24 protein-coding genes and 1 riboswitch are annotated in these 22,007 nt (G+C 70.5%); of the genes, 4 read left to right on the forward strand and 20 right to left on the reverse strand.

The genetic code is table 11. The features are described 5' to 3' along the window. Positions 1-19: 19 nt before the first annotated feature. From OOK07_RS39070 to OOK07_RS39110, 9 genes are all read right to left on the reverse strand, one after another. A complete protein-coding gene (locus OOK07_RS39070; RefSeq protein ID WP_406313071.1) occupies positions 20-454 on the reverse strand; it encodes a phosphatase PAP2 family protein in 435 nt (144 codons plus the stop codon). Further along, a complete protein-coding gene (locus OOK07_RS39075) occupies positions 451-1,119 on the reverse strand; it encodes a DedA family protein (RefSeq protein WP_266801351.1) in 669 nt (222 codons plus the stop codon). The genes OOK07_RS39070 and OOK07_RS39075 overlap by 4 nt, the downstream gene beginning before the upstream one ends. A 143-nt stretch (positions 1,120-1,262) precedes the next feature. After that, the gene (locus OOK07_RS39080) at positions 1,263-3,071 is read right to left on the reverse strand and encodes an MOSC and FAD-binding oxidoreductase domain-containing protein (RefSeq protein WP_266801352.1); all 1,809 of its coding nucleotides are present in this window, start codon (positions 3,069-3,071) and stop codon (positions 1,263-1,265) included. Continuing rightward, positions 3,068-3,391 carry a hypothetical protein gene (locus OOK07_RS39085; RefSeq protein ID WP_266801353.1) on the reverse strand — a complete coding sequence of 108 codons (324 nt, stop codon included), beginning with the start codon at positions 3,389-3,391 and terminating at the stop codon, positions 3,068-3,070. Before OOK07_RS39085 ends, OOK07_RS39080 begins: the two co-directional genes overlap by 4 nt. A gap of 103 nt (positions 3,392-3,494) precedes the next feature. Continuing rightward, the gene (locus tag OOK07_RS39090; protein ID WP_266801354.1) at positions 3,495-4,214 is read right to left on the reverse strand and encodes a DUF899 domain-containing protein; all 720 of its coding nucleotides are present in this window, start codon (positions 4,212-4,214) and stop codon (positions 3,495-3,497) included. A gap of 65 nt (positions 4,215-4,279) precedes the next feature. After that, positions 4,280-4,453 carry a hypothetical protein gene (locus tag OOK07_RS39095; protein WP_266801355.1) on the reverse strand — a complete coding sequence of 58 codons (174 nt, stop codon included), beginning with the start codon at positions 4,451-4,453 and terminating at the stop codon, positions 4,280-4,282. Positions 4,454-4,500: 47 nt separating this feature from the next. Continuing rightward, on the reverse strand, positions 4,501-4,857 hold the full coding sequence (locus OOK07_RS39100) for a PRC-barrel domain-containing protein (RefSeq protein WP_266802240.1): 357 nt from the start codon (positions 4,855-4,857) through the stop codon (positions 4,501-4,503). An 87-nt stretch (positions 4,858-4,944) separates the two neighbouring features. Beyond that, the gene (locus tag OOK07_RS39105; RefSeq protein WP_266801356.1) at positions 4,945-5,376 is read right to left on the reverse strand and encodes a response regulator; all 432 of its coding nucleotides are present in this window, start codon (positions 5,374-5,376) and stop codon (positions 4,945-4,947) included. 3 nt (positions 5,377-5,379) lie between these two features. Continuing rightward, entirely contained in the window at positions 5,380-5,754 is a 375-nt protein-coding gene (locus OOK07_RS39110) for a hypothetical protein (RefSeq protein WP_266801357.1), read from the reverse strand. A gap of 120 nt (positions 5,755-5,874) precedes the next feature. Here OOK07_RS39110 and OOK07_RS39115 point away from each other — a divergent pair, with 120 nt between their 5' ends. Together OOK07_RS39115 and OOK07_RS39120 are read left to right on the forward strand one after the other, a co-directional pair. Further along, complete coding sequence (locus tag OOK07_RS39115) at positions 5,875-7,482, forward strand: sensor histidine kinase (protein ID WP_266801358.1); 1,608 nt, start codon at positions 5,875-5,877, stop codon at positions 7,480-7,482. Further along, complete coding sequence (locus OOK07_RS39120; RefSeq protein ID WP_266801359.1) at positions 7,479-8,687, forward strand: PP2C family protein-serine/threonine phosphatase; 1,209 nt, start codon at positions 7,479-7,481, stop codon at positions 8,685-8,687. Before OOK07_RS39115 ends, OOK07_RS39120 begins: the two co-directional genes overlap by 4 nt. A gap of 212 nt (positions 8,688-8,899) precedes the next feature. Here the strand turns inward: OOK07_RS39120 and OOK07_RS39125 are convergent, their stop codons facing one another. Then, the gene (locus OOK07_RS39125; protein ID WP_266801360.1) at positions 8,900-9,370 is read right to left on the reverse strand and encodes a hypothetical protein; all 471 of its coding nucleotides are present in this window, start codon (positions 9,368-9,370) and stop codon (positions 8,900-8,902) included. Between the two features lie 181 nt (positions 9,371-9,551). Here OOK07_RS39125 and OOK07_RS39130 point away from each other — a divergent pair, with 181 nt between their 5' ends. Next, positions 9,552-9,758, forward strand: a complete 207-nt coding sequence (locus OOK07_RS39130; RefSeq protein WP_266801361.1) for a hypothetical protein — start codon at positions 9,552-9,554, stop codon at positions 9,756-9,758. A gap of 57 nt (positions 9,759-9,815) precedes the next feature. Here OOK07_RS39130 and OOK07_RS39135 read toward each other — a convergent pair whose 3' ends face one another. The 10 genes from OOK07_RS39135 to OOK07_RS39180 form a co-directional block, all read right to left on the reverse strand. After that, a complete protein-coding gene (locus OOK07_RS39135) occupies positions 9,816-10,955 on the reverse strand; it encodes an SGNH/GDSL hydrolase family protein (protein WP_266801362.1) in 1,140 nt (379 codons plus the stop codon). A 292-nt stretch (positions 10,956-11,247) separates the two neighbouring features. Beyond that, positions 11,248-11,874 (reverse strand): precorrin-8X methylmutase, encoded by a 627-nt coding sequence (locus tag OOK07_RS39140; RefSeq protein ID WP_266801363.1) that lies wholly within the window; start codon positions 11,872-11,874, stop codon positions 11,248-11,250. 161 nt (positions 11,875-12,035) lie between these two features. Then, a complete protein-coding gene (meaB, locus tag OOK07_RS39145) occupies positions 12,036-13,019 on the reverse strand; it encodes a methylmalonyl Co-A mutase-associated GTPase MeaB (protein ID WP_266801364.1) in 984 nt (327 codons plus the stop codon). After that, on the reverse strand, positions 13,016-15,190 hold the full coding sequence (gene scpA, locus OOK07_RS39150) for a methylmalonyl-CoA mutase (RefSeq protein WP_266801365.1): 2,175 nt from the start codon (positions 15,188-15,190) through the stop codon (positions 13,016-13,018). The genes meaB and scpA overlap by 4 nt, the downstream gene beginning before the upstream one ends. Beyond that, positions 15,190-17,004, reverse strand: coding sequence for a methylmalonyl-CoA mutase family protein (locus OOK07_RS39155; RefSeq protein ID WP_266801366.1), 1,815 nt, complete (start codon positions 17,002-17,004; stop codon positions 15,190-15,192). Before OOK07_RS39155 ends, scpA begins: the two co-directional genes overlap by 1 nt. 202 nt (positions 17,005-17,206) lie before the next feature. Next, positions 17,207-17,365: riboswitch (cobalamin riboswitch) on the forward strand. Between the two features lie 160 nt (positions 17,366-17,525). Beyond that, positions 17,526-18,116 (reverse strand): histidine phosphatase family protein, encoded by a 591-nt coding sequence (locus tag OOK07_RS39160; protein ID WP_266801367.1) that lies wholly within the window; start codon positions 18,114-18,116, stop codon positions 17,526-17,528. A gap of 105 nt (positions 18,117-18,221) precedes the next feature. After that, positions 18,222-18,659 carry a glutaredoxin domain-containing protein gene (locus OOK07_RS39165; RefSeq protein WP_266802242.1) on the reverse strand — a complete coding sequence of 146 codons (438 nt, stop codon included), beginning with the start codon at positions 18,657-18,659 and terminating at the stop codon, positions 18,222-18,224. Positions 18,660-18,920: 261 nt separating this feature from the next. Continuing rightward, positions 18,921-19,415: a peptidylprolyl isomerase gene (locus tag OOK07_RS39170; RefSeq protein ID WP_266801368.1), complete on the reverse strand. Its 495-nt coding sequence runs from the start codon at positions 19,413-19,415 to the stop codon at positions 18,921-18,923. 103 nt (positions 19,416-19,518) lie between these two features. Continuing rightward, positions 19,519-20,049, reverse strand: a complete 531-nt coding sequence (locus OOK07_RS39175; protein WP_266802244.1) for a DUF6624 domain-containing protein — start codon at positions 20,047-20,049, stop codon at positions 19,519-19,521. Positions 20,050-20,108: 59 nt separating this feature from the next. Next, positions 20,109-20,663, reverse strand: a complete 555-nt coding sequence (locus tag OOK07_RS39180) for an ATP-binding protein (protein WP_266801369.1) — start codon at positions 20,661-20,663, stop codon at positions 20,109-20,111. A gap of 477 nt (positions 20,664-21,140) precedes the next feature. Here OOK07_RS39180 and OOK07_RS39185 point away from each other — a divergent pair, with 477 nt between their 5' ends. Then, positions 21,141-22,007, forward strand: a complete 867-nt coding sequence (locus OOK07_RS39185) for a Sco1979 family transcriptional regulator (protein ID WP_266801370.1) — start codon at positions 21,141-21,143, stop codon at positions 22,005-22,007.

A 22,007-nucleotide genomic window follows, 5' to 3' on the forward strand; every position in this document is an offset into this window, starting at 1 on the left:
TCGGTTGCGTCGGGCCGGGTCATGGCGCCATCAGCAGCGGACGCAGACGGCTGGGCCGGTCCGACGGACCACAAACCACGGTCGGCGACCGCCACCGCAGCCCGGGCACCGACGCCAGCGCGACGAGTCCACCGACCATCCAACCCAGCGCGACGAGTGCACCGGTCATCGCCCCGGCCACCACGTTGTGCGGATCGTGCGCGCCGACCCACAACCGGGAGACCACCATCGCGACGGCGGCCCCGACCGCGATCAGCCCCAGCCGGCGCAAGACGGACAACAGGACCACGGCCGCGGCGGCCGTGGCCGCGATCGCCGCGAGGTTGCCGGGGAAGGACCAGTCGCCGGGCGCCGGCCACGCCTCCGGGGGCTGCACCCGGGGGCTCCGGCACGGCCGGTCCTCGCGCACCGAGGCGGAGCCGTCGATCGACGGCCCGTCGAAGGCCGTGATCACCTGCCGCCCCCTTCGGGCCTGGCGCCCCGGCGCGCCCGGAACACCTCGGCCAGCAGCGGGATCAGCGACACGACGACGATCAGCGCCACCAGAGGCAGCAGGTAGCGGTCGACGTTCGGGATCGACGAGCCAAGCGCATAGCCGGCAAGGGTCAGACCGACGCTCCACACAAGCCCGCCGACGACCTGCCACAGCGTGAACGTCCGCGCCGGCACCTCCAGCGCGCCCGCCATCGGATTGAGCACCGTCCGCACCACCGGAACGAAACGGGCCAGCACGATCGCTTTCGCGTACCCGTACCGCTCCAGCAGTTCCTCGGCGCGTTTCGCACCCTCGTGCAGACGCCGCGAGCCGCTGCGGGCCAGCAACGCCCCGCCCGCCTTCCGGCCCAGCAGATATCCGCACTGTGCCCCGGCCAGCGCACCTGCCGCGGCCGCGACCAGCAACGGTCCGAGGGAGAGGTGCACACCCCCTTCCGCCGAGCCCGTGCACAGCAGTCCGGCCGTGAACAACAGCGAGTCGCCCGGCAGGAAGAACCCGATCAGCAGGCCCGTCTCGGCGAACAACACCACCCCGACGCCCAGCACGCCGAAGGCCGCCAGCAGCGAATGCGCGTCCAGTACGTTGACGGCCAGCTGCGACGCGGGGTGGATCGGTGTGGTCATGGACGGGAGTCCTCTCCGGCAGGCCTGCGGACATGCCAGGCGAACCACTGACCGACTACAGTCTTGTAGACGTCATACGGAACTGTAGTCGATCGAGGAGAGGCATCCGTTCCGGTTGCCGCGAAACCGGGGAACGCGTGGCCTTACATGTCGAGGACGATGTCGGTGTCGGGCCGGGCGCAGCAGATGAGCACCTGGCCGTCGTCGGGAGGCTCCAGCGGGCTGGGGGAGTAGGTGACCTCGCCGGACAGCAGCGGCGTGACACAGGTGTGGCAGACGCCGGTACGGCAACTCCAGCGGGTGGGGACGTCGCAGGCGTCGGCGAGTTCCAGCACGCTGCCCCGGGACAGGGGGAACGGCGTGGTGATGCCGCTGCGGGCGAAGGTCACCGACGGGCCGGTTGCGGTCGGGCCGGGCGGCTGGTGCGGCGGCCGTTCGGACCGCGCCGTCAGGCCCGGGGTGATGGAGGCCAGCGCCCCGAACAACTCGGTATGGACGGCCGCGGAGTTGACCCCGGCCGCGGCGAGGGCGGCGCTGACGTCGGCCATGAACGAAGCCGGTCCGCAGACATAGGCGGTCGCGTCGGCCGGCAGGCCCAGGGTGATCAGCTTGTCCTTGGTGAGGCGTCCGGGGACGGCGTGGGTGCGGCGGTACTCGTCGGGTGTGGCGGCGCTGTAGAACACGTGCTCACGGGCGCGCGGCAGCGAGGCGACCAGAGCGTGTGCCTCGGCGGCCAGCGGATGTTCCCGGGGACTGCGGGCCGTGTGGATCCACCAGACCTCGCGGTCGCCGCCGCCGGCCGCCAGCTCGTGCAGCATGGCCAGTACCGGAGTGAGACCGATGCCGGCGGAGACGAGGAGAACCGGGCCGGTCCCTTCGTCGAGGGTGAAGTCGCCGCGCGGTGCTGCCGCTTCAAGGACGGCGCCCGGCCGCAGCCGGGAGGTCAGATAGCCGCTCGCCGTGCCGTGCGGCTCCCGTTTGACGCTGATCCGGTAGCAGCCTTCGCCATCCGGCCCCGAGGACAGCGAGTAGCTCCGCACAGGAGCGGGGTGGCCGGCCTCGGGGACCCGCAGGGTCAGGTACTGCCCCGCCCGGGCGGCCGGGAGCGGGGTGCCGTCCGCGGCGGCCAGATGGATCGAAAAGACCGTCGTGGTCTCGGGGACGATCTTCGTCACCTGGAGCGGCCGGAACCCCGGCCACGCGGGCTCGCCGTGCGAGGGCGCATGACCGGCGGGGCCGGCGGTGGCGTCGGGGCCGTCGGTTTCCGCGGCCTTGACCAAGTCGCGGAACGACTCCTGCCATCCCGGGCTCAGGGCGGGGATCCGGGTCGCGAGGCGCAGCTTGGCCGGGTCGCGGCCGGGGAGGTAGAGCAGCGCGTCGGTGTCGGCCACGGTCAATGAGCCCGGCCCGGTCCGGGTCTTGACGATCCGGTCGCCGGCCTCGATCCGTCCTTCGCGGACGACACGCATGTAGAAGCCGGGGCGGTGGTGGCCGACCAGCAGAGCCGGCAGCTGGGGCTCGCCGAGGCGCAGGCCCACGCGGTAGCAGGTGACCCGTGGCTGGGTGACCTCGAACTCCGCCTCGCCGATGCGGTAGTGGTCGCCGATGCAGACCTCGTCGTCGGACAGACCGTCGACGGTGAGGTTCTCCCCGAACTGGCCGTAGTCGAAGTCGTCGCGTCCGAAGTGGTGCTGCCAGTAGCGATAGGACTGCATCTGGTACACGAGTACCGCCCGCTGCTCACCGCCGTGTCCCTGGGTGTCGCCCTGGCCGTCGCCGTCGATGTTGAGCCGACGGACCATGGCCGGGCCGGACACGGGGCGCTTCCAGACACCGGTGTAGACGGTTCTGCCCTGCCAGGACACGTTCTGGGGCAGGCCGACGTTGACCGCCAGCAGGCTCGGCGTGCGGGGTGTTCCCTCGGCTGCGAGGGCGGCCGCGAGGGGGATCACGGGTGCCTGCCGAGGGCGGCTTCGTCGCGTGTGAGATCGCGGTCAACGCCGTGCGAGATCACGTTCTGCCCCGGTTCCAGGCGCAGCCGGATGCCGTCGAGACAGACCTCGGCCCTGTCCGTTCGAACGACACCAGTCCGGAGATGCGCCCGACCTCGCTCCATGCGGTCGCTGTCGGCGATCCAGGCGCCGCCGTACCGGAGCCGCATGCGCCGGCGCGACGGCTCGGCGAACAGCATCCGTTCGGGCCGCGGGCCGGCAACCGGGAACCGGCCGGTCGCTCCCGGTGCGAGCGGTCCTTGCTGCCAGGAAAGACCCATGGTGTCGCTCCTTTCGCCTTCCGCCCGGGTGGACGACGGCCCGGGCGGGAGGGGACGCGGCGCCCCCACCCGCGACGGCCAAGCCGCGGCGTGAGCCGGCCGCTCAGCCGTCACCTGAGCCGGGGCCCGAGTCGGCGCCTGCGCCCGAGCCGTAGAGCGCGGCGATGTCCTTGGACATCGCCCACCGGCTGTAGGTCGGCGACTGGGGCCAGCCCTCGGGTGAGTCCTGCCATTCCTCCTGGCGTCCGTACGGAAGGAGGTCGATCAGGGCGAAGCTGTGGCTGAGCTGCTCCGTGCCCCGGCCGTCGGTGTGCCAGGTGCGGTAGACGGTGTCGCCGTCGCGCAGGAACACGTTGACCGCGAAGCCTCCGTCGGGCGGTGCGCCGACATCGCCCCCGAACGAGCTGTTTGCGGTCGAGTACCAGGTCATCCGGTTGCCCACGCGCTGCTTGTACGCGAGTGCCTCTTCGATCGGGCCCTGGGTGACGATGACGAATCGCGCGTCGTAGTTGTCCAGGAACTCCAGGCGGGTGTACTGCGAGGTGAACCCCGTGCAGCCCGGGCACTGCCATTCCTTGCCGGCGAACCACATGTGGTCGTAGACGATCAGTTGCCGCTTGCCTGCGAAGACGTCCGCCAGCCGAACCGGCCCCTCCTCGCCCTCAAGGGTGTAGTCCGGCATCTCGACCATCGGCAGGCGACGGCGTTCGGCGGCGATGGCGTCGAGCTCACGGGTCGCGGCCTTTTCCCGGGCCCGCAGCGCATCGAGCCGGCCCTCCCAGGTTGCGACGTCGACGACGGGTGGAAGCGCGTGGGTGGTCATGGTCCCCTCACAGAGGTCGTGCTCAGCTGTCGCTTGTGGAGGTAGACCCAACAAGGCCCGGAAACTCATCGTGCGATGCGGTGTTTTCTTCCGCCGCGGCGGAAGCGCAGGGCGACGTAGGCGAGATCGGCGGACAGAACGACGACGCCGATGATGAAGAGATAGAACAGCCCGTGTGCGGCGAATCCGATGATGCCCAGGACGAGGGCCACGAGAACGAGGAACAGAAAGAGGCTCATCGGCTCTCCCGGCGGCGTCGGTGGCTGCTATTGCTGCTGTCTATGGCTCAGCGGCGGGCGAGGCGGCGTTCGCCGCCGGCCCCTGGCACGTATTCGAGTTCGTAGTGCGCGAAGATTCCCGGTTCGTCGGTGGCCGGCAGCTCACCGTCGGTGTCGATCGCGGGGGCCTTCTTGACCACGTCCTTGAGGTGCGTGATCTTGAGATACCCCGGTCCGACGGTCGCGCCCGGCAGCGGCACGAACACCAGACGGCGACGGGTGGGAAGACCCACCGTCACCGTCGCGAAGAAGGGCAGGTCGGTCGCGGTGTCCACGTACACCGCTTCCAGGGCACCGATCTTGTGACCGTTGGGGTCGACCACGTCGTGGCCACGCCATTCACGGATGTCGTCTGCCTCGAACATCATGAACCTCCGCAATGAGGTGTACCCCCTATCGCGTTCCTGATGTCCATGAGCAGTGCCGGTCGAGGACGTTCAGCGCCTCACCTGCTACGGCCTCGGAGGCTTGACGGCGATGTCCAGGTAGAAACTGTCGATGCTGCGGACCGCCGCCTCGAACTCCTCCAGGTTCACCGGCTTGGTGACGTAGGCGTTGGCGTGGTGCTGGTAGGCGCCGGCGACGTCGTCCGGCGCGGAGGACGTGGTCAGGACGACGACCGGGATGGTGCGCAGGACGGCGTCCTCCTTCACCACGGCCAGGAACTCCCGCCCGTTCATCCGCGGCATGTTGAGGTCGAGCACGATGAGGTCGGGCCGTGCGTTGTCCGGGTCGCGCAGGTAGTCGAGGGCCGCGACGCCGTCGGGGACCTGGGTGAGGTTGCGGGCGCCGCGTTCCGAGAGGGCGTCCTGGATGAGCATCGCGTCGGCGACGTCGTCCTCCACCAGGAGCACGTCGTAGGGGCGGGTTGAGGCGGCAGCCATGAGTCACGAGCTCCGTGGGGTGGGGTGGGGGGCGGGGCGATGTGTGCTGGTGGTGATCAGGCCGGGCCAGCGGCGCCGGGCTCCCTGGCGGCTCATGCTCACGGCTCGGCCGATCTCCGGATACCCGGCGCCGCCGGCGGCCGCGGCGTGGGCCGCCTGGTCCTCCAGATGCCGGACAGTCTGCTTGACGCGGGCGAGGACGGCCAGGCGCACGAGGGCGCGTCCGCGGGCGTCGTCGACCGTGTCGCGTGGCTCCGCGGGCGAGTGGGCGGCTTCCTGGGCGAGACGGCGGGTCAGCTCGTCGATCATCTGTGTCAGGAGCGCGGCCGTCTCTCCACCAGGTGCGCGGAGAGCATGAGCCGGAGCGGGGCCAGGCATGACTTCACCCTAGGGCGTTGATCCCGGATGGGACAACAACCGTTGTCAGGGTCGTCGGTACAGTAGCCCTGCCGCGCGCCTGGTCGTGGCAACGGGACGTCGAAGGAGTTGCGCATCGCGATGGACGAAAACGCGATGAGCGGCAGCTCGGTCAACGGCGGGCCGGCCGCTTCCGAGGGGCCGTTCTCCGGCTGGACGACTCGCCGCTGGCTGCGGGTGGGGGTCTCGGTCACCCTGATCGTGCTGGCCCTGCTGGGGTCGCTGGGCGGCTGGGCGATATGGCGCACGGCCCAGATCACAGGCGAGCTGGTGGACCGACGATCACCCGCCGTGATCGAGTCCATACGCGTCGAGGAAGCCCTGGTGAACCAGGAGACCGGCATCCGCGGCTACGGACTGTCCGGCCGCCGCGACTACCTGCAGCCGTACACCCAGGGCGTGGCCGACGAGAACACCGCCCTCCGGCGCCTGCGGTCCCTGCTCGACCACGACGTCCGGGACCGCGCCGACCTGGCCGCCGTGGAGAAACTCGCCGGCACCTGGCAGGCGCGCATGGCCCGCCCCGTCGCGGCCGCCCCGGCAGACGAGGCCGTGAAGCTTGCCACGGAACGATCGGCGGAGGGCAAGGCCACGTTCGACTCGCTGCGCCGGGCCATGACCCGCCAGCAGTCCCACCTGGAGAGCGAGCGGGCGGCAGCCGGCCGGGACCTGCGGAACGCGGTGGCCCTGCGGAACTGGATGTCCGCCGTCATCGCCGGCGTGATCGCCCTGGTGGCGTTCGCCGTCTTCGAGGGACTGCGGCGCGGCATCACCGACCCGCTCCGCCGACTCGGCGCCGACGCCCGTGAGGTCGGACGAGGTCACTTCGACCGCCCCATCGTCGGCACCGGACCCGCCGACCTGCGAAGGCTGGCCTCGGACGTGGAGTCGATGCGCCTGCGCATGGTGGAGGAACTGCAGTTCAGCGAAGAGGCACGCAGTCTGCTGGACGAGCAGGCGGCGGATCTGAAGCGGTCGAACACGGAACTGGAGCAGTTCGCCTACGTCGCCTCCCACGATCTGCAGGAGCCGCTGCGCAAGGTGTCCAGTTTCACCCAGCTCCTGCAGCGACGCTACGGAAACCAGCTGGACGAGCGGGCCGACCAGTACATCGCCTTCGCCGTGGACGGCGCCAACCGTATGCAGAAGCTCATCAACGACCTGCTGGCCTTCTCCCGCGTCGGCCGCGTGCACAACGACCACCAGACGGTCGACCTGGACGCCGTCCTGAGCAGGGCCCTCGACGACCTCAGCGTGGCCGTGGAGGAGAGCGGCACCGAGATCACCCACGACGGGCTTCCCACGGTCGTCGGCGACACCACCCAGCTGACCATGCTCTGGCGGAACCTGCTGTCGAACGCGATCAAGTTCCGCGATCCCGGCCGGCAGCCGCGCATCCATGTCGGCGCCGCCCGTGTCGACGACCTGTGGGAGTTCACGGTGAGCGACAACGGCATCGGCATCGATCCTGAGTTCCAGGACAAGGTCTTCATCCTCTTCCAGAGGCTGCACACCAAGGACACCTATCCAGGAACCGGCATCGGTCTGGCGATGTGCAAGAAGATCGTGGAATTTCACGGGGGCGCGATCAGGATCGACTCCGACCACCGGCCCGGCACCCGTGTCGTCCTCACCCTTCCCGCCGTCGGCGACGAGCCGACGGCCTCGGAGAGAGAGGCCCAGCCGTGACCTACCCGGCCGCAGGCCGCGCAGAGCAGTACCACGTTCTGCTGGTGGAGGACGACGACGGAGATGCCCTCCTGGTCGAGGAACTCCTCTTCGACACCGATCTTCCGCACACCCTCGTGCGATGCCGTACGGCCGCCGACGCGCACACGGCACTCGAAGCGGGCTTCGTCGACTGCGTCCTGCTCGACCTGCACCTGCCCGACGCCTCCGGTGTGGAGACCGTCCAGGCGATCCAGACGGACACGCAGGCCGCCATCATCGTCCTGACCGGGCTGGACGAGCCGCAGGCGGGGGTCGAGGCCCTCGCCGCCGGCGCGCAGGACTACCTCATCAAGGGCAAGGTCGACCCGGACCTGATCCAGCGGGCCGTCCGCTACGCCGTCCAGCGGAAGCAGGCCGAGCGCGCCAACGCCGCCCTGCAGATCGGCCGGCTGCGGGCCGAGGAGAACGCCCGCCTGGAACGCGGGCTGCTGCCCCAACCCCTGTTGTCGTCCTCGGCCGTCACCGCCTCCAGCCGCTACTACCCGGGGCGGGCGCAGGCGCTGCTGGGGGGCGACTTCCTCGACGTCGTACAGACCGACGACGGGCAGGTGCACGCCGTCATCGGGGACGTCAGCGGCCACGGCCCCGACGCCGCCGCTCTCGGTGTCTGCCTCCGCATCGCCTGGCGCGCCCTGACCCTCGGAGGCCACCGCGACCAGCAGCTGCTCCACCTGCTGGAACAGATACACGTTGCCGAACGCACGCACAGCAACCTGTTCACCACCTGCACGCTCATCACACTGAACCCGGACCGGGGCATCCTCACCCTGCACCTGGCCGGCCACCACGAACCCCTCCTGGTCACCGACGACGGCACGCGAGAGGTCAGCGCGGCCCACGGAACAGCCCTCGGGATCGCCCCCGGGCTGGGCATCTGGCCGGCCTCCACGCTCACGCTGCCCGCACGTGGCGCGCTCGTCGCCTACACCGACGGCCTCATCGAGGGCTTCGCGGACAAGGGCACCACCCGGCTGGGCGTGGAGGGCCTCCTGCAGATCATCGACACGATCCAGACGCCGGATCCAGGCCTCCACCTCGACCACCTCATCGCCCGAACCCGCACCCTCAACGCGGACCGGCACACCGACGACCTCGCCGTTCTCCGACTGGACTGGGACACCGGCACCGACGGTCCCGCAGCGGCACTCCGCCCGGGGCGCTAGACACTCTGCAGGACGAGGAGTTCGGCCGCGGGACGGACAGCAGGAACGGGCCGCCGGCGAACGCGCCCTCGGTCGCTGTGGCGCGACGGCCCGGGTGAGTCAACTCACGCTACCCGGCGGCCTGTTCGGCGTCCGACGGCACAGCCACCACCGCCCGGCGGGCAGGCGAGGACTTGGCGGAACTGGGCAGGGTGCGGGGGCGGCGCAGTCCGTCAGTACCGCAGCGCGGTGCCCACCTCGGCCTTCACCTCGCCCGACAGCTTGTGGGTGCTGCGGGCCGTCGCCTCACCGGACTTGCCTGCCGCGACGTCGGAGAGCGTGACCACCACCGTGTCGAGGAGGTTGCCGCCGGCGTCGTCGAAGTTGACCTGGACGGCGAAGGACTTGGCGGAGGACGCCGTGTTGTGGGCAGTCACGGGCACGGTCGTCCGCCCGTCGCCGTCCTTCGTGGGCGGGCCCAGCTTCACCGAGTCCTTGGCGTCGACGCTGCCCTTCACCTCGTCCAGCTTCCGGCCTGCCTCAGCGGTCGCGGACGCGAGTGCCTCGGAGCCGCGCGAGGCGAGCGACGTCGCGGCCGATGCCGCCTTGCTGACCGCGGAGGACGGAGTGGTGTCGTCCGAGCAGCCGGTCAGACTTGCGGCGACGGCCACCGCCAGCACCGCACCTGCCGTCCAGCGAGCCATGACGTCTCCTTCGCACTCGGTCCACCTCCCCGTCCCAGTGAAGTGCCTGTCGGGGGCACCCGCATGCTGACGTCACCCGAACGGCACCGGAGCGCGGCAGGTTCCCCCAGCCGCGATGAGCTCGTCCGGCCTGCCCTATCATCCGTCTCCAGGAGCCGGCAGCCGTCGAGGGGGCGCAGGGATGGTGGCAGTACGCATGGCAGTGGCGGTGCTGGTCACGTGGGCTGCCCTGATCGTGCTCCTGCTCGCGCCGTCGCCCCTGCCGGAGCACTGGCGCTACTACATCTACTCCCCGGCCGGCGTGGGTCTGTGGATGCTGGCCATGCTCGTCGCGCCTGGCGTGGTCTGTTTCGCGAAATGGCCATGGATCAGGTCGGGCGGCAGCTGAACCGCGTTTCACCGATCATGGTGAGCGCACGAGCCACGGTGCCGGCGGACTGCTCGGTCAACGGAGCACGCCCGTATCCCCGAACGCCAGGGGCAGGAAGCGTTCGGCCATGTCGGCGTAGCCGGCCGCGTTCGGATGGAGGCCGTCGGGAAGGTTGGCGACGTCCTCGGGCCCGAACAGTGCTGTTCCGTCGATGAGATGGAGTCTGTCGTCGCCGTCCTTGCGGCGCTGTTCGACGTGCTGGTTCAGCAGTTCACGGATGCGGGTGAGGGTGAGCGCGCCGTTGGCGAGTTCGGCGGGACGGTCGACGGTGCACACGGTGCCGTCGTCGCACACGAGGGTGGGGCCGGGCCGGGTTTCGGCGGTTGGACAGGTGATCGGGGTGATGACCACGATCGGGGTGTCCGGGTGGCCGTCGCGGATGGTGTCGAGGAAGCCGTGCAGCGCGGGGACGAAGACGCGTTCGCGCATGGTGTCGCCGATGAGGACGTTGATGCCCAGTTCGAGGCTGATCCCTTCGGCGGGCAGGTCGCGGATGGTGCGGGCCATGAAGGGGTCGAGATGGCACTCGCCGCCGAGGGCGAGGTTGAGCAGGGACCGGCCGGCGGTCCGCGCGACGATCGCCGGCCAGGTACCGGTGGGGCGGTCCGCCTCCGCGCACTGGCTGATGGAGCTGCCGTGGTGCACCCACAGCGGCCCGCTCGCCGGAGCGGGACGCACTGACGCGCCTTCCGGGACGCGTACGTCGACCAGTTGGAACGAGCGCGCGGCGGGCAGCCAGATCTCGACGCGACGTTCCTGGAGTGCCGGGCCGAGGTGGAAGCGGACGGTGGCGGGATCGGCCGGCTTCCGGTGCAGGGCGAAGGTGGCGGGCTCGACGAGGATCAGGGTCTGTTCGGTGGCCACGACCGGGTCGCGCAGCTCACCCTCGACCACCAGGTCGAAGACGCTGCCGGTCGGCGAGGCGCCCTGCAGCAGGACCTGGGCGAGCCGCGCGTCGAGCTCGATCTCGGTGGCGTCCGTGAGCATCTCGAGGCGTACCCCGGACGGCACCGAGCTGTTGAACTCGTAGGCCTGGCTGTCCAGTTGAGTGCGCCCGGCTGCCGGGGCGCGGTGCAGGGTGACGCCGGTCGCCTCGGCGCTCTTCACGAGAGCGCCGGTGACACAGTCGAGTGCGAGATCGAGGACGGACCGCATGAGGAGCCGGTTTCCGCTACTGATGAGTTCAATCCCGTCGGCCCCGGCCCCCTCGGCAGACCTCGCCCGGAACGGGGCCGTGCGGAAACCTGCTGGGCGCGGCTGCAATCAGTCGTACGCCGAGAGGTTCGGCCGGATCAGGAGAGGGCGACGGCGGGACTGGCACAGGGCCCCCACCGCCGCCGAACAGGGTGCCGACTGGCCGCGCCGCCCACCTGCCAGGTGCGTCCGCGCGAGCCGGGGTTGTGCAGAGCCGACACGATGCCGACGCCCACGCCCTACGGCCTCCCGCTCACTCCACTTCGCTCGCGATCGCGTTGAGTGCCGCGGCGGCGATGGCGCTGCCCCCGCGTCGGCCGCGAACGATCAGGTGTTCGAGGCCGGACGGATGCCCGGCGAGCGCGTCCTTCGATTCGGCGGCGCCCACGAAGCCCACCGGAACACCGATGACGGCGGCCGGGCGGGGCGCTCCCTCCTCCATCAGCTCAAGGAGGCGGAACAGGGCGGTGGGGGCATTGCCGACGGCCACCACCGCACCCTCCAGCCGGTCCCGCCACAGCTCCAGCGCGGCGGCACTGCGCGTCGTTCCCAGCTTCGCGGCCAGCTCGGGGACGCCGGGGTCGGAGAGAGTGCACAGCACGTCGTTGTCGGCGGGCAGCCGCTTGCGGGTCACGCCGCTCGCCACCATGCTGACGTCGGTGAAGATCGGCGCCCCGGCGCGCAGGGCCTCGCGGGCGCGGGCCACCACGCCGGGCGTGTAGGCCAGGTCCCGCACGAGGTCGACCATCCCGCAGGCGTGGATCATCCGGACCGCTACTTGGCTGACGTCGGCGGGCAGGCCCGCGAGGTCCGCCTCCGCGCGGATGGTGGCAAAGGACTGGCGGTAGATCGCCGCGCCGTCCTTCTCGTACTCGTACACCGTGTTTCTACTCTCTCTTACCGGTCATGCATGCGGGCTGCGGCCGGATCGACGGCGACCATACCCACCACCTCCGGACCGGCGGGCGCATGGCGGCGAGCATACCGACCGTCTCTCGACGGGCCGTTGCCCCACCGGCCGCCGGCCGGGTCCGCGTCCGCTCAGTCCTCTCGTCCGCCGAACGCACCCAGGATGCGCTCGGCGGCGAGCGTCGCCGTCAACTTGCCGTCCCTGACCTGCTGTTCCAGGCTCGGTGCGAGCGCCCGCACGGCCGGGTCCGAGTGGAGCCGGCCGAGGAGTTCGTCGCGGACCATCGTCCAGGCCCAGTCGACCTGCTGGTCGCGGCGTTTGGCGGCGAGGCGGCCGGTCGAGTCGAGAAGCGTGCGGTGCTGTTCGAGCCTCTCCCAGACGGTGTCCAGGCCGGTCGATTCGCGGGCGCTGCAGTGCAGCACCGGCGGAGCCCAGAACGCGTCCTTGCCGTGCATCAGCCGCAGCGCGCCCGCCAACTCCCGTGCGGCGGCCTGGGCGTCGCGCTCGTGCGGACCGTCCGCCTTGTTGACGGCGATCACGTCGGCCAGCTCCAGGACGCCCTTCTTGATGCCCTGCAACTGGTCACCGGTGCGCGCCAGCGTCAGCAGCAGGAACGAATCGACCATGTTCGCGACGGCGGTCTCCGACTGGCCGACGCCGACCGTCTCCACCAGCACCACGTCGTAACCCGCCGCCTCCATCACCACGATCGACTCACGGGTCGCCTTGGCGACCCCGCCGAGCGTGCCCGCGGTGGGGGAGGGCCGTACGAAGGCGGAAGGGTCGACGGCCAGGCGTTCCATGCGCGTCTTGTCGCCCAGGATCGAGCCGCCCGTACGGCTGGAGGACGGGTCCACGGCGAGCACGGCCACCCGGTGTCCGAGCGAGGTCAGCATCGTGCCGAACGCGTCGATGAACGTCGACTTGCCCACGCCGGGGACACCACTGACGCCGATCCGCCGGGCCCGGCCGCTGTGCGGGAGCAGCGCCGTCAGCAGATCCTGGGCCAGCACCCGGTGTTGGGGCCGGGTGGACTCGACGAGCGTGATGGCGCGCGCGATGATCGCCCGTTTCCCGTCGAGGACTCCCTTCACATAGGCGTCGACATCGATCACAGGTCGTGCCCGAGGCCGGTCGCGAGCCGCTGCACCAGGTCGTGGGCCGCGTCCGGGATCACCGTCCCGGGCGGGAACACGGCCGCCGCACCCATGTCCAGCAGCGTCGGCACGTCCTGCGGCGGGATCACTCCGCCCACCACGATCATGATGTCCTCGCGGCCCTCCTCGGCGAGCTGCTCGCGCAGTGCCGGTACGAGGGTGAGGTGGCCGGCCGCCAGCGACGAGACACCCACGATGTGCACGTCCGCCTCGACGGCCTGGCGGGCGACCTCGGCCGGGGTCTGGAACAGCGGGCCGACGTCGACGTCGAAGCCGAGGTCGGCGAACGCGGTGGCGATCACCTTCTGGCCGCGGTCGTGGCCGTCCTGGCCCATCTTGGCGACCAGGATGCGGGGGCGGCGGCCCTCGGCCTCCTCGAAGGAGGACACGAGCGTGCGGGTGCGGTCCACGGACGGGGACTCGCCTGCTTCGTTGCGGTACACGCCGGAGATCGTACGGATCTGTCCCGCGTGCCGGCCGTACACCTTCTCCAGGGCGTCGGAGATCTCACCGACCGTGGCCTTCGCGCGGGCCGCGTTCACGGCCAGCTCCAGCAGGTTGCCCTCGCCGCCGGCGGCCCGGGTCAGCGCGTCGAGCGCGTCCTGGCACACCCGCTCGTCCCGCTCCGCCCGCAGCCGCCGCAACTTCTCGATCTGCTGGGTGCGTACCGAGGAGTTGTCGACCTTGAGGACGTCGATCGCCTCGTCGCTGTCGACGCGGTACTTGTTGACGCCGATGACCGGCTGGCGTCCGGAGTCGATCCGGGCCTGGGTGCGGGCCGCGGCCTCCTCGATGCGCAGCTTGGGGATGCCGGCGTCGATCGCCTTGGCCATGCCGCCCGCCGCCTCCACCTCCTGGATGTGCTGCCAGGCGCGGCGCGCGAGGTCGTACGTCAGCTTCTCGACGTAGGCGCTGCCGCCCCACGGGTCGATGACCCGGGTCGTGCCGGACTCCTGCTGGATCAGCAGCTGGGTGTTGCGAGCGATGCGCGCGGAGAAGTCGGTGGGCAGCGCCAGTGCCTCGTCGAGGGCGTTGGTGTGCAGCGACTGGGTGTGGCCCTGCGTCGCGGCCATCGCCTCGACGCAGGTACGCGTGACGTTGTTGAACACGTCCTGCGCGGTCAGCGACCAGCCGGAGGTCTGCGAATGGGTGCGCAGCGAAAGGGACTTGGCGTTCTGCGGGTCGAACTGCTTCACCAGCTTCGCCCACAGCAGCCGGGCCGCCCGCAGTTTGGCGATCTCCATGAAGAAGTTCATGCCGATCGCCCAGAAGAACGAGAGCCGGGGAGCGAACGCGTCCACGTCCAGGCCGGCCTCACGGCCCGCGCGGATGTACTCCACACCGTCCGCGAGCGTGTAGGCCAGCTCCAAGTCGGCTGTCGCGCCCGCCTCCTGGATGTGATACCCGGAGATGGAGATGGAGTTGTAGCGGGGCATCCGCTGCGAGGTGAAGGCGAAGATGTCGGAGATGATCCGCATCGACGGCTTCGGCGGATAGATGTAGGTGTTGCGGACCATGAACTCCTTGAGAATGTCGTTCTGGATGGTCCCGGCCAGCTTCTCCGGCGCGACGCCCTGTTCCTCGGCCGCGACGATGTACAGCGCGAGCACCGGCAGCACGGCGCCGTTCATCGTCATCGACACGGTCATCTTGTCCAGCGGGATGCCGTCGAACAGCTGCCGCATGTCGTAGATGGAGTCGATGGCCACACCCGCCATGCCGACGTCACCGGTCACGCGCGGGTGGTCGCTGTCGTACCCCCGGTGCGTGGGCAGGTCGAAGGCGATCGACAGGCCCTTCTGGCCGGCCGCGAGGTTGCGGCGGTAGAAGGCGTTGGACTCCTCGGCGGTGGAGAAACCCGCGTACTGGCGGATCGTCCAGGGCTGGTTGACGTACATCGTCGGGTACGGGCCGCGCAGGTACGGCGCGACGCCCGGGTACGTCTCCAGGAAGTCCAGGCCCTCCAGGTCACGGCCGGTGTAGAGCGGCTTGACCGCGATGCCCTCCGGCGTCTCCCAGACGGGCTCGGCGCCCTGCGTGGCGTTCTTCACGGCCGTACGCCACTCGTCGGCGCCGCCGTCGGTGGTCGGGGTCCCCAGCTCGATGCCGGTGAAGTCGGGGATTCCCATCAGGACACTCCCATGCGGTCGAGGGTGGCGGTGAGCACGGCGACGGCGTCGCAGCCCGCGAAGACGTAGGAGTCCACGTCGGTGTACTGCCCGGGCCGGCCGGCGAGGAACACGTGCCGTGCGCCCGCCGCCCTGAGGGTCTGTACGACGCCCTCGGCCTGTTCCTCGTACAGCGCGTCGCTGGAGCACAGGCAGGCCTCGGTGGCGCCGCTGTCCTCGAACGTGCCCTCGGTGACGGGCTCGATCCCGCCGGCCTGGAAGAGGTTGGCGGCGAAGGTCGTGCGCGCGGTGTGGGCGGCGGCGGGGCCGATGGCTGCCAGGAAGACTCGCGGCCGGGATCCGGTCGCCGCGAGGTGGGCGTCGGAGCGGGCGCGCAGGGCCTCGTACGCCTCGTCGCGTCGCACGCGCGGCAGACCACCGGATGACGATGGGGGCGCGGGGGCGCGCTCCACGGGCTTTTCGCCGAGGTACGGGAACTCGCTGACGCCGGTGATGGGTTCGCGGCGCCTGGCGAGCTTTGCGCTGCGCGCCTCCCATGTGGTCGCCAGGTCCTCAGCGAGCCGGCCCGAGCGCAGGGCGGCCGCCTGGCCGCCGAGTCCCTCGATATGGCGGAAGAACTCCCAGCCCGCGTGGGCGAGTTCGTCGGTGAGCCGCTCCACGTACCAGGAGCCGCCCGCCGGGTCGATCACGCGGGACAGATGCGATTCCTCGACCAGGATCGTCGAGGTGTTGCGCGCGATACGGCGCGCGAAGGCGTCGGGCAGACCGAGTGCGTGGTCGAAGGGCAGCACGGTGACGGCGTCGGCGCCGCCGACTCCGGCGGCCAGCGTGGCGATCGTCGCGCGCAGCATGTTCACCCACGGGTCGCGGCGCGTCATCATCACCGGCGAGGTCACCACGTGCTGCACCTGCGCGCCGACGCCCGGCGCTCCGCACACCTCCGCCACCCGCGCCCACAGTCGGCGCGCCGCCCGCAGCTTGGCGATGGTCAGGAACTGGTCGGCCGTCGCCGCGTAGCGGAACTCCAGCTGCGCGCAGGCCTGTTCGACGCTCAGCCCCGCCTCGGTCAGCTCCCGCAGATAGGCGACACCACTGGCCAGCGAGGAGCCCAGCTCCTGGGCCGCTGAACCGCCCGCCTCGTGGTACGGCAGCGCGTCAACGGTCAGTGCCCGCAGCCCCGGGTACTCCTCGGCACACCGCAGGGCGAGGGAGGCCACCGGCGCGAAGCCCGACGTGCTGCCCGTACGAGCCTCGTGCCCCAGCGGATCGGCGCCCAGACTGCCGCGCACCGCCTCCTTGGCGACGCCCCGCTCCTCGTAGATCCGCAGCAACTCCCGTGCGGCAAGCTCCACTTCGCTGCCCGCGTCGAGAACGACGGGCGCCAGGTCGAGGTACACGCCGTCCAGGACCCGGCCGAGCGACGACACCGGGATGCCGCCCTCGCTCTCGCCCAGGACCAGCCAGAGCGAGGTGACGCCGTTCTCCAGGTCCGTGAGTGCCGCGCCGTTGTCGGCGACCGTGTGGCGCTGGCGTACGTCCCAGCCGCCGGCGGTGTTCCCTTCGGCGCGGCTCGCGCGCACGAACGGCGCGAAGCCGGGGAAGCCGGTGTCGGGTGCAGCATCGAGCGCGGTGTAGAGGGGGCGGGTGCGCAGCCCGTCCTCCAGCGCGGTGGACAGGGCGTCTTCCGCCGCCGCGCCGGAGACTTCCTTGCCCGACTTGCGCAGGACGCCGGCCACCAGGCCGTGCCACTGTTCAAGGTTCGCGTCAGGGAACTCGGCGGCCAGCGTGAGCCCGTCGTCAGGCAGGACCGTCATGCTCGGATGCTAGGACAGATCGACAAAGGAGCAGCAGAGGGCACGGCTGTGACCTTGCCCTCCATCACATTGTGACGCCGGTCTCTCCCTCCGCGACCTCGATCCTCCGGGTGGGCCACATGGGTCACGGGAGCATGTGGGTGCACCTGGATGGGATGGCCGACGGGTGCGAGACGAACGTCACCCAGGTCATGCGCCCTTGGCCATGTTCCCGTCAGACGGTACTGTCACGGGGTTGTTGACGACGGCAGAGCGGAAGCCGGTGGGAGCCCGGCACGGTCGCGCCACTGTGAACGAGACGGCCCCCACATGGGCGGAACGCCTCGCAAGTCAGACCCGCAGCCGTCGTCATGTGCACCACTGAGATGGGACGCGTACTCCCGAGGAACGTCGCGCGCACCGCATCGGCGCCGGCCCGTGGCCAACTCCTGTACGCCTCCGAGTGATTGAACGACGCACCACCTTGAGGGCCCCCGGACCATCCGGGGGCCTCGCGCGTTTTTCCCGGCACCCCTGTCGGGTCAGTGTCCGCCCTCGGACTCCCGCGCGCCGAGCATCTGCCCCAGCCGCAGGTTCCAGCGTCCGGAGCGTCCGCTGATCTCGGTCGCCGTCAGGGGAGGCACATCGAGCCGCCAGAACGTGGCCTCATGCACCGCGAGGACCCGCACCACCGCGGCCCGTACGATCTCCGGCTCCACCACGACGAGCGTCCGGCCGTCGGTCTGCGCGGTCGCCTCCAGCCACCGGCCGACGCGTTCGCAGAGGGCCTGCACGGACTCCCCGCCGTGCGGCGCCGCGGCAGGGTCCGCCAGCCAGTGGGCCACCTGGTCCGGTTCTTCGGCACTGACCTCGCCGAGCGTCCGGCCCCGCCAGCGGCCCACGTCCATGCCGCCCAGCTCGGGCACCGCCACGGCGGCCAGACCGAGGGCCGAGGCCGTCTCCCGGCAGCGCACCGTGGGGGAGACGAGGACCCGGTCGGCCGCGGACATCGTGCCGGCGGCCGACCGGGCACGAGCCGCGCCACCGGCGTCAAGCGGGCTGCCGTCGTCGAACCGGGCCTCCCGCACGGATCGGTTCATCGCGGGTGAGACGAAGGTGACGCGGCTGGTCACGCCGTCACTCCTGTTCTGCCTGTCCGGCTACTGCGGGATGCGGGGCGACGGGACAACGGGACAAGGCGACAACGGGACAAGGCGACAACGGGAGGGACCCGGTGATCATGCGGAGGCGGAGAGCTGTGCGCGTACCCACTCGGGATCGGGATTGGTGTGCGGCCGGCCCGCCACGACGACGGTCGGCACGGTCTCGTTGCCCTCGTTGGCCGCCCTCACCGCTGTAGCCGCGGCCGGGTCCCGCCAGATGTCGACCCAGTGCAACTTGCGGGCGCTGCGGCCCAACCGGAGGCGCAGGCGGATGCAGTACGTGCAGCCCGGCCGCCAGAAGACGACCGGCCGGCCGTCGACCGCGCTGCGGCGTTGTGCCTCCAGCGCACCGACAGACTTCGGGAAGATCAGCGGTGAGTTGATACCTGCGATCAGCACAAACACGACCAGGAGTGCCGCGGCTGGGGCCGGGGCCCCGTCGACGAGCAGAGCAGTCGCAAGGAACGAGCCGCAGAGCACGAACAGTGTCGGGAGGATCCAAGCACGCGTCATGAAGACCAAGGCTATCGAGGGGCGGACCACCTGCATCAGGGAGGAGGCGGCCTGGAACGCGTAACCCGACCTGGCCCGGTGGCTGGACGTGTACCACCCGGACATCCGGCTCACCTGAGCCATGCTCCGGCCTACGGAACCCGCGGCAGCGGCCGCTTCCTGCGTCCTGCTTGCGGGGCAACCGGATCCCTCCGGGCAATGGAGCGGTCTGGGCGATGGGCGGTCTGGTCATCCGTGACGACCAGACCGCCATCACGGTCCCTAGGCGACGACGCCGCTGTCCTCGATGACGATCTTCTTGGCCGGGGAGCCCGAGCGGCTGCCGAGGGCCTCGATGGCCTTGACGACGTCCTCGCCCTCGACGACCTCGCCGAAGACGACGTGCTTGCCGTCCAGCCACGGCGTCACCACGGTGGTGACGAAGAACTGCGAGCCATTGGTGCCCGGACCCGCGTTGGCCATGCTCAGCAGGAACGGCCGGTCGTGCTTCAGCTTGAAGTTCTCGTCGGCGAAGGTCTCACCGTAGATGCTCTTGCCGCCGGTGCCGTTGCCGTTGGTGAAGTCACCGCCCTGCAGCATGAACTCCGGGATCACCCGGTGGAAGGGCGAACCCTTGTAACCGAAGCCGTGCTGACCGGTCGCCAGCTCACGGAAGTTGCGGGCGGTCGTGGGCACGACGTCGTCGTACAGCTTGAAGACGATGCGACCGAGGTCCTCGCCATTGGCCGAAACCTTGAAAAACACGTTCTCACTCATGGCCACGATTCTGCACAACAGGCGCGGTCAGGTCGAACCGGGGCGGGCCAGGAGGTGTGACCGCCGGTCACGGTCGAGCTGCCCGAACGCCCGGCCCGCCGTGTCAGCCCTGCATGCGCAGCGCCTGCATCTGCTCCCCGAGCGGGCCAAGACCGACATCGCGGCGGCGCTCGTCGACGCTCTGCGGACGGCGGATGGGGTACGGGTGCAGCGTCGCCGGATTGATCCGCGTGCCGTAGTACTGCGGCTGGCCGAGGTCGACGGCGCACTGGTCGGCTATGTAGGCGAGGTGGATGGCCGGCGTGCGTCCGTCCGCGGTGTCCTGGGCGATCAGATCGCGGCACCTGAGCCGGAAGCCGAGATCGGAGGCGTGCAGCAGGATCATCAGGGCCGCGGTCGACGCGGGCGAGCCGACCAGGTCGGCGTTGGGCCAGCCGTAGCGGCGGACGATCGTCGCGAGGGCCTCGGCGTTGTCCTGGTGGCACTGGGCGATACGGCGCGTGCGCTCCGGCGTGGGTTCCGCCCCGCTCTGGCGCATCAACTCCCTGTCCCGGTCCGCCCTGCGCAACAACTCGGCGGCCAGTGCCGAGGCTGTTGCCGGGCACGCGGGTACCGCCGTGGTCGCCGTCGACATGCTGCCCGAGAGACCGGAGTGACCGTTGCCGTCGCTGTCCAGGCGTCCCGCCGTGCCCTTCACCGGGCCGCTCCCAGTCGTTTGATCGTGAACCACACCCTCTTCCCCGGGGTCCCCGGTTCGGGTGGCGCCGTGCCCCAGCCGTCGGTCAGTGCGCTCACGATGGCCAGTCCGCGTCCCGACTCGGCCGCCTCGTCCACGGCCCGTGGCCGCGGCAGCACGGGCGAGCGGTCGGACACGACCACGCGCAGGGTGTGCTCGGTGCACTCGATGACGACCGCGACGGTGTCGCCGGGGCCACGGCTCGCGTGTCTGACGGCGTTGGCGAAGAGTTCGCCGGTCGCCATGGCCGCGTCGTCGAGTTGCTCGGAATGCGGCAGCAGCTCGGCCAGACGTTCGGTGACCGTGCGCCGAACCGCGGCAGCCCAGGACGGGTCGGCGGGAAAGATGGAGCGGAGGACTTCGTTCGCACTCGTAGGCACATCTGTCCCGGCGAGCTTCGCGCCCGCCTTGGCGAGCAGGACGTGACCGGTCGGCAGATCGGCGACCGTTCTGTCCTCGTCGTGTGCCGGCGAGGGCGACGGCGCGTGGCGCTGTGCCCTGGATGCCGTCATCGAGCCTCCTTCGTACGCAGCCCGGTTGTGGGGTGGCTGCTTCAACGGGCAACCGCAGCGGCGACGATCCGAACGTGGGGCGTCGGGGCCGTCCGGCCGCACGCGTGCAGGGGGGTGGTGGGCCGGCGGGTGGAGACCCGTGGCCCGCGCGGAGCGGCGCCGACGAACGACGGATGCCTTGACGGATGCGTTGACGAATGCCTTGTCACAGCTGGTGGCCGGGGCCCGGGCCCGGAGGCGGTTCCGCTCGGCGATGCGCGGAGCGGCCAGGGAACGGAACATCAGTTCCCTTGGTGTCCAAGGAAGTTGGGCACCGTCCAAGCGCACTGTGCGACAGGTCACAGGATCACTATGGCTGCCGGAAAACACAGCCCGCAACCTTCATTCCGATAATTTCAGAACTATCGGCAACGTTCTGTCCCAGTCGTCGGAAGCGTGGCACACTGCACGCTGTGACGGCCGTTCAGGAGGTTGGACGTGAGCGATAACCGCTCGGGCGGCAGTGCGCCGACCGTCCTGCGGATCGTTCTCGGCAAACGTCTGCGGACCCTGCGAGAGCGGGCCGGAGTGTCGTTCGAGGACGCGGCGCGGGTCATCGAGGTGACCCCTTTGACTGTCCGCCGGATAGAGAAGGCCGAAGTCGGCCTGCGCATCCCGTACGTGAAGGAACTGCTGCACACCTACGGTGTCCCGGCGACGGAGATCGACGACTTCCTGGCCCTGGCCAGGGAGGCCAACCAGCCGGGGTGGTGGTACAAGTACCGCGACGTGCTGCCCGAGTGGTTCAAGGCCTACGTGAGCCTGGAGAGCGAAGCCAGCGTCATCCGCCTCTACGAACCCCACTACGTACCCGGCCTGTTGCAGACGCACGACTACACCACCGCGCTCATGCACGTCGGCTTCCCCAACGAGTCGAAGGAGGAGATCAGCCGCCGAGTGTCCCTGCGCCTCAAGCGCCAGGACCTCCTCGCCAAGCCGGACGCCCCTACCGTCTGGGCCATCCTGGACGAGACGGTGTTGCGCCGGCCCGTCGGCGGGACCGAGGTGATGCGGGCACAGGTCGACCAGTTGATCGAGTCCCTGGCGATGCCCAAGGTCCGGATCCAGGTCATGCCCGTGTCCGTGGGAGCCCACCCGGGCGCCTTCGGTCCCTTCCACCACTTCCGCTTCGGATTCTCCGAGCTGCCCGACGTCGTCTACGCCGAGAACCTGACCGGCGCCGTGTACGTCGACCGGCCGGAGGAGGTCGTCGCCTACCTCGAAGTACTGGACCGGATGTCCGTTCAGGCGGAGCCGGTCGCACGAACCAGGGACATCCTGGCTGAACTGCGTAAGGAGCTGTGA

It is taken from the genome of Streptomyces sp. NBC_00078 (genome assembly GCF_026343335.1).
Taxonomy (GTDB): domain Bacteria; phylum Actinomycetota; class Actinomycetes; order Streptomycetales; family Streptomycetaceae; genus Streptomyces.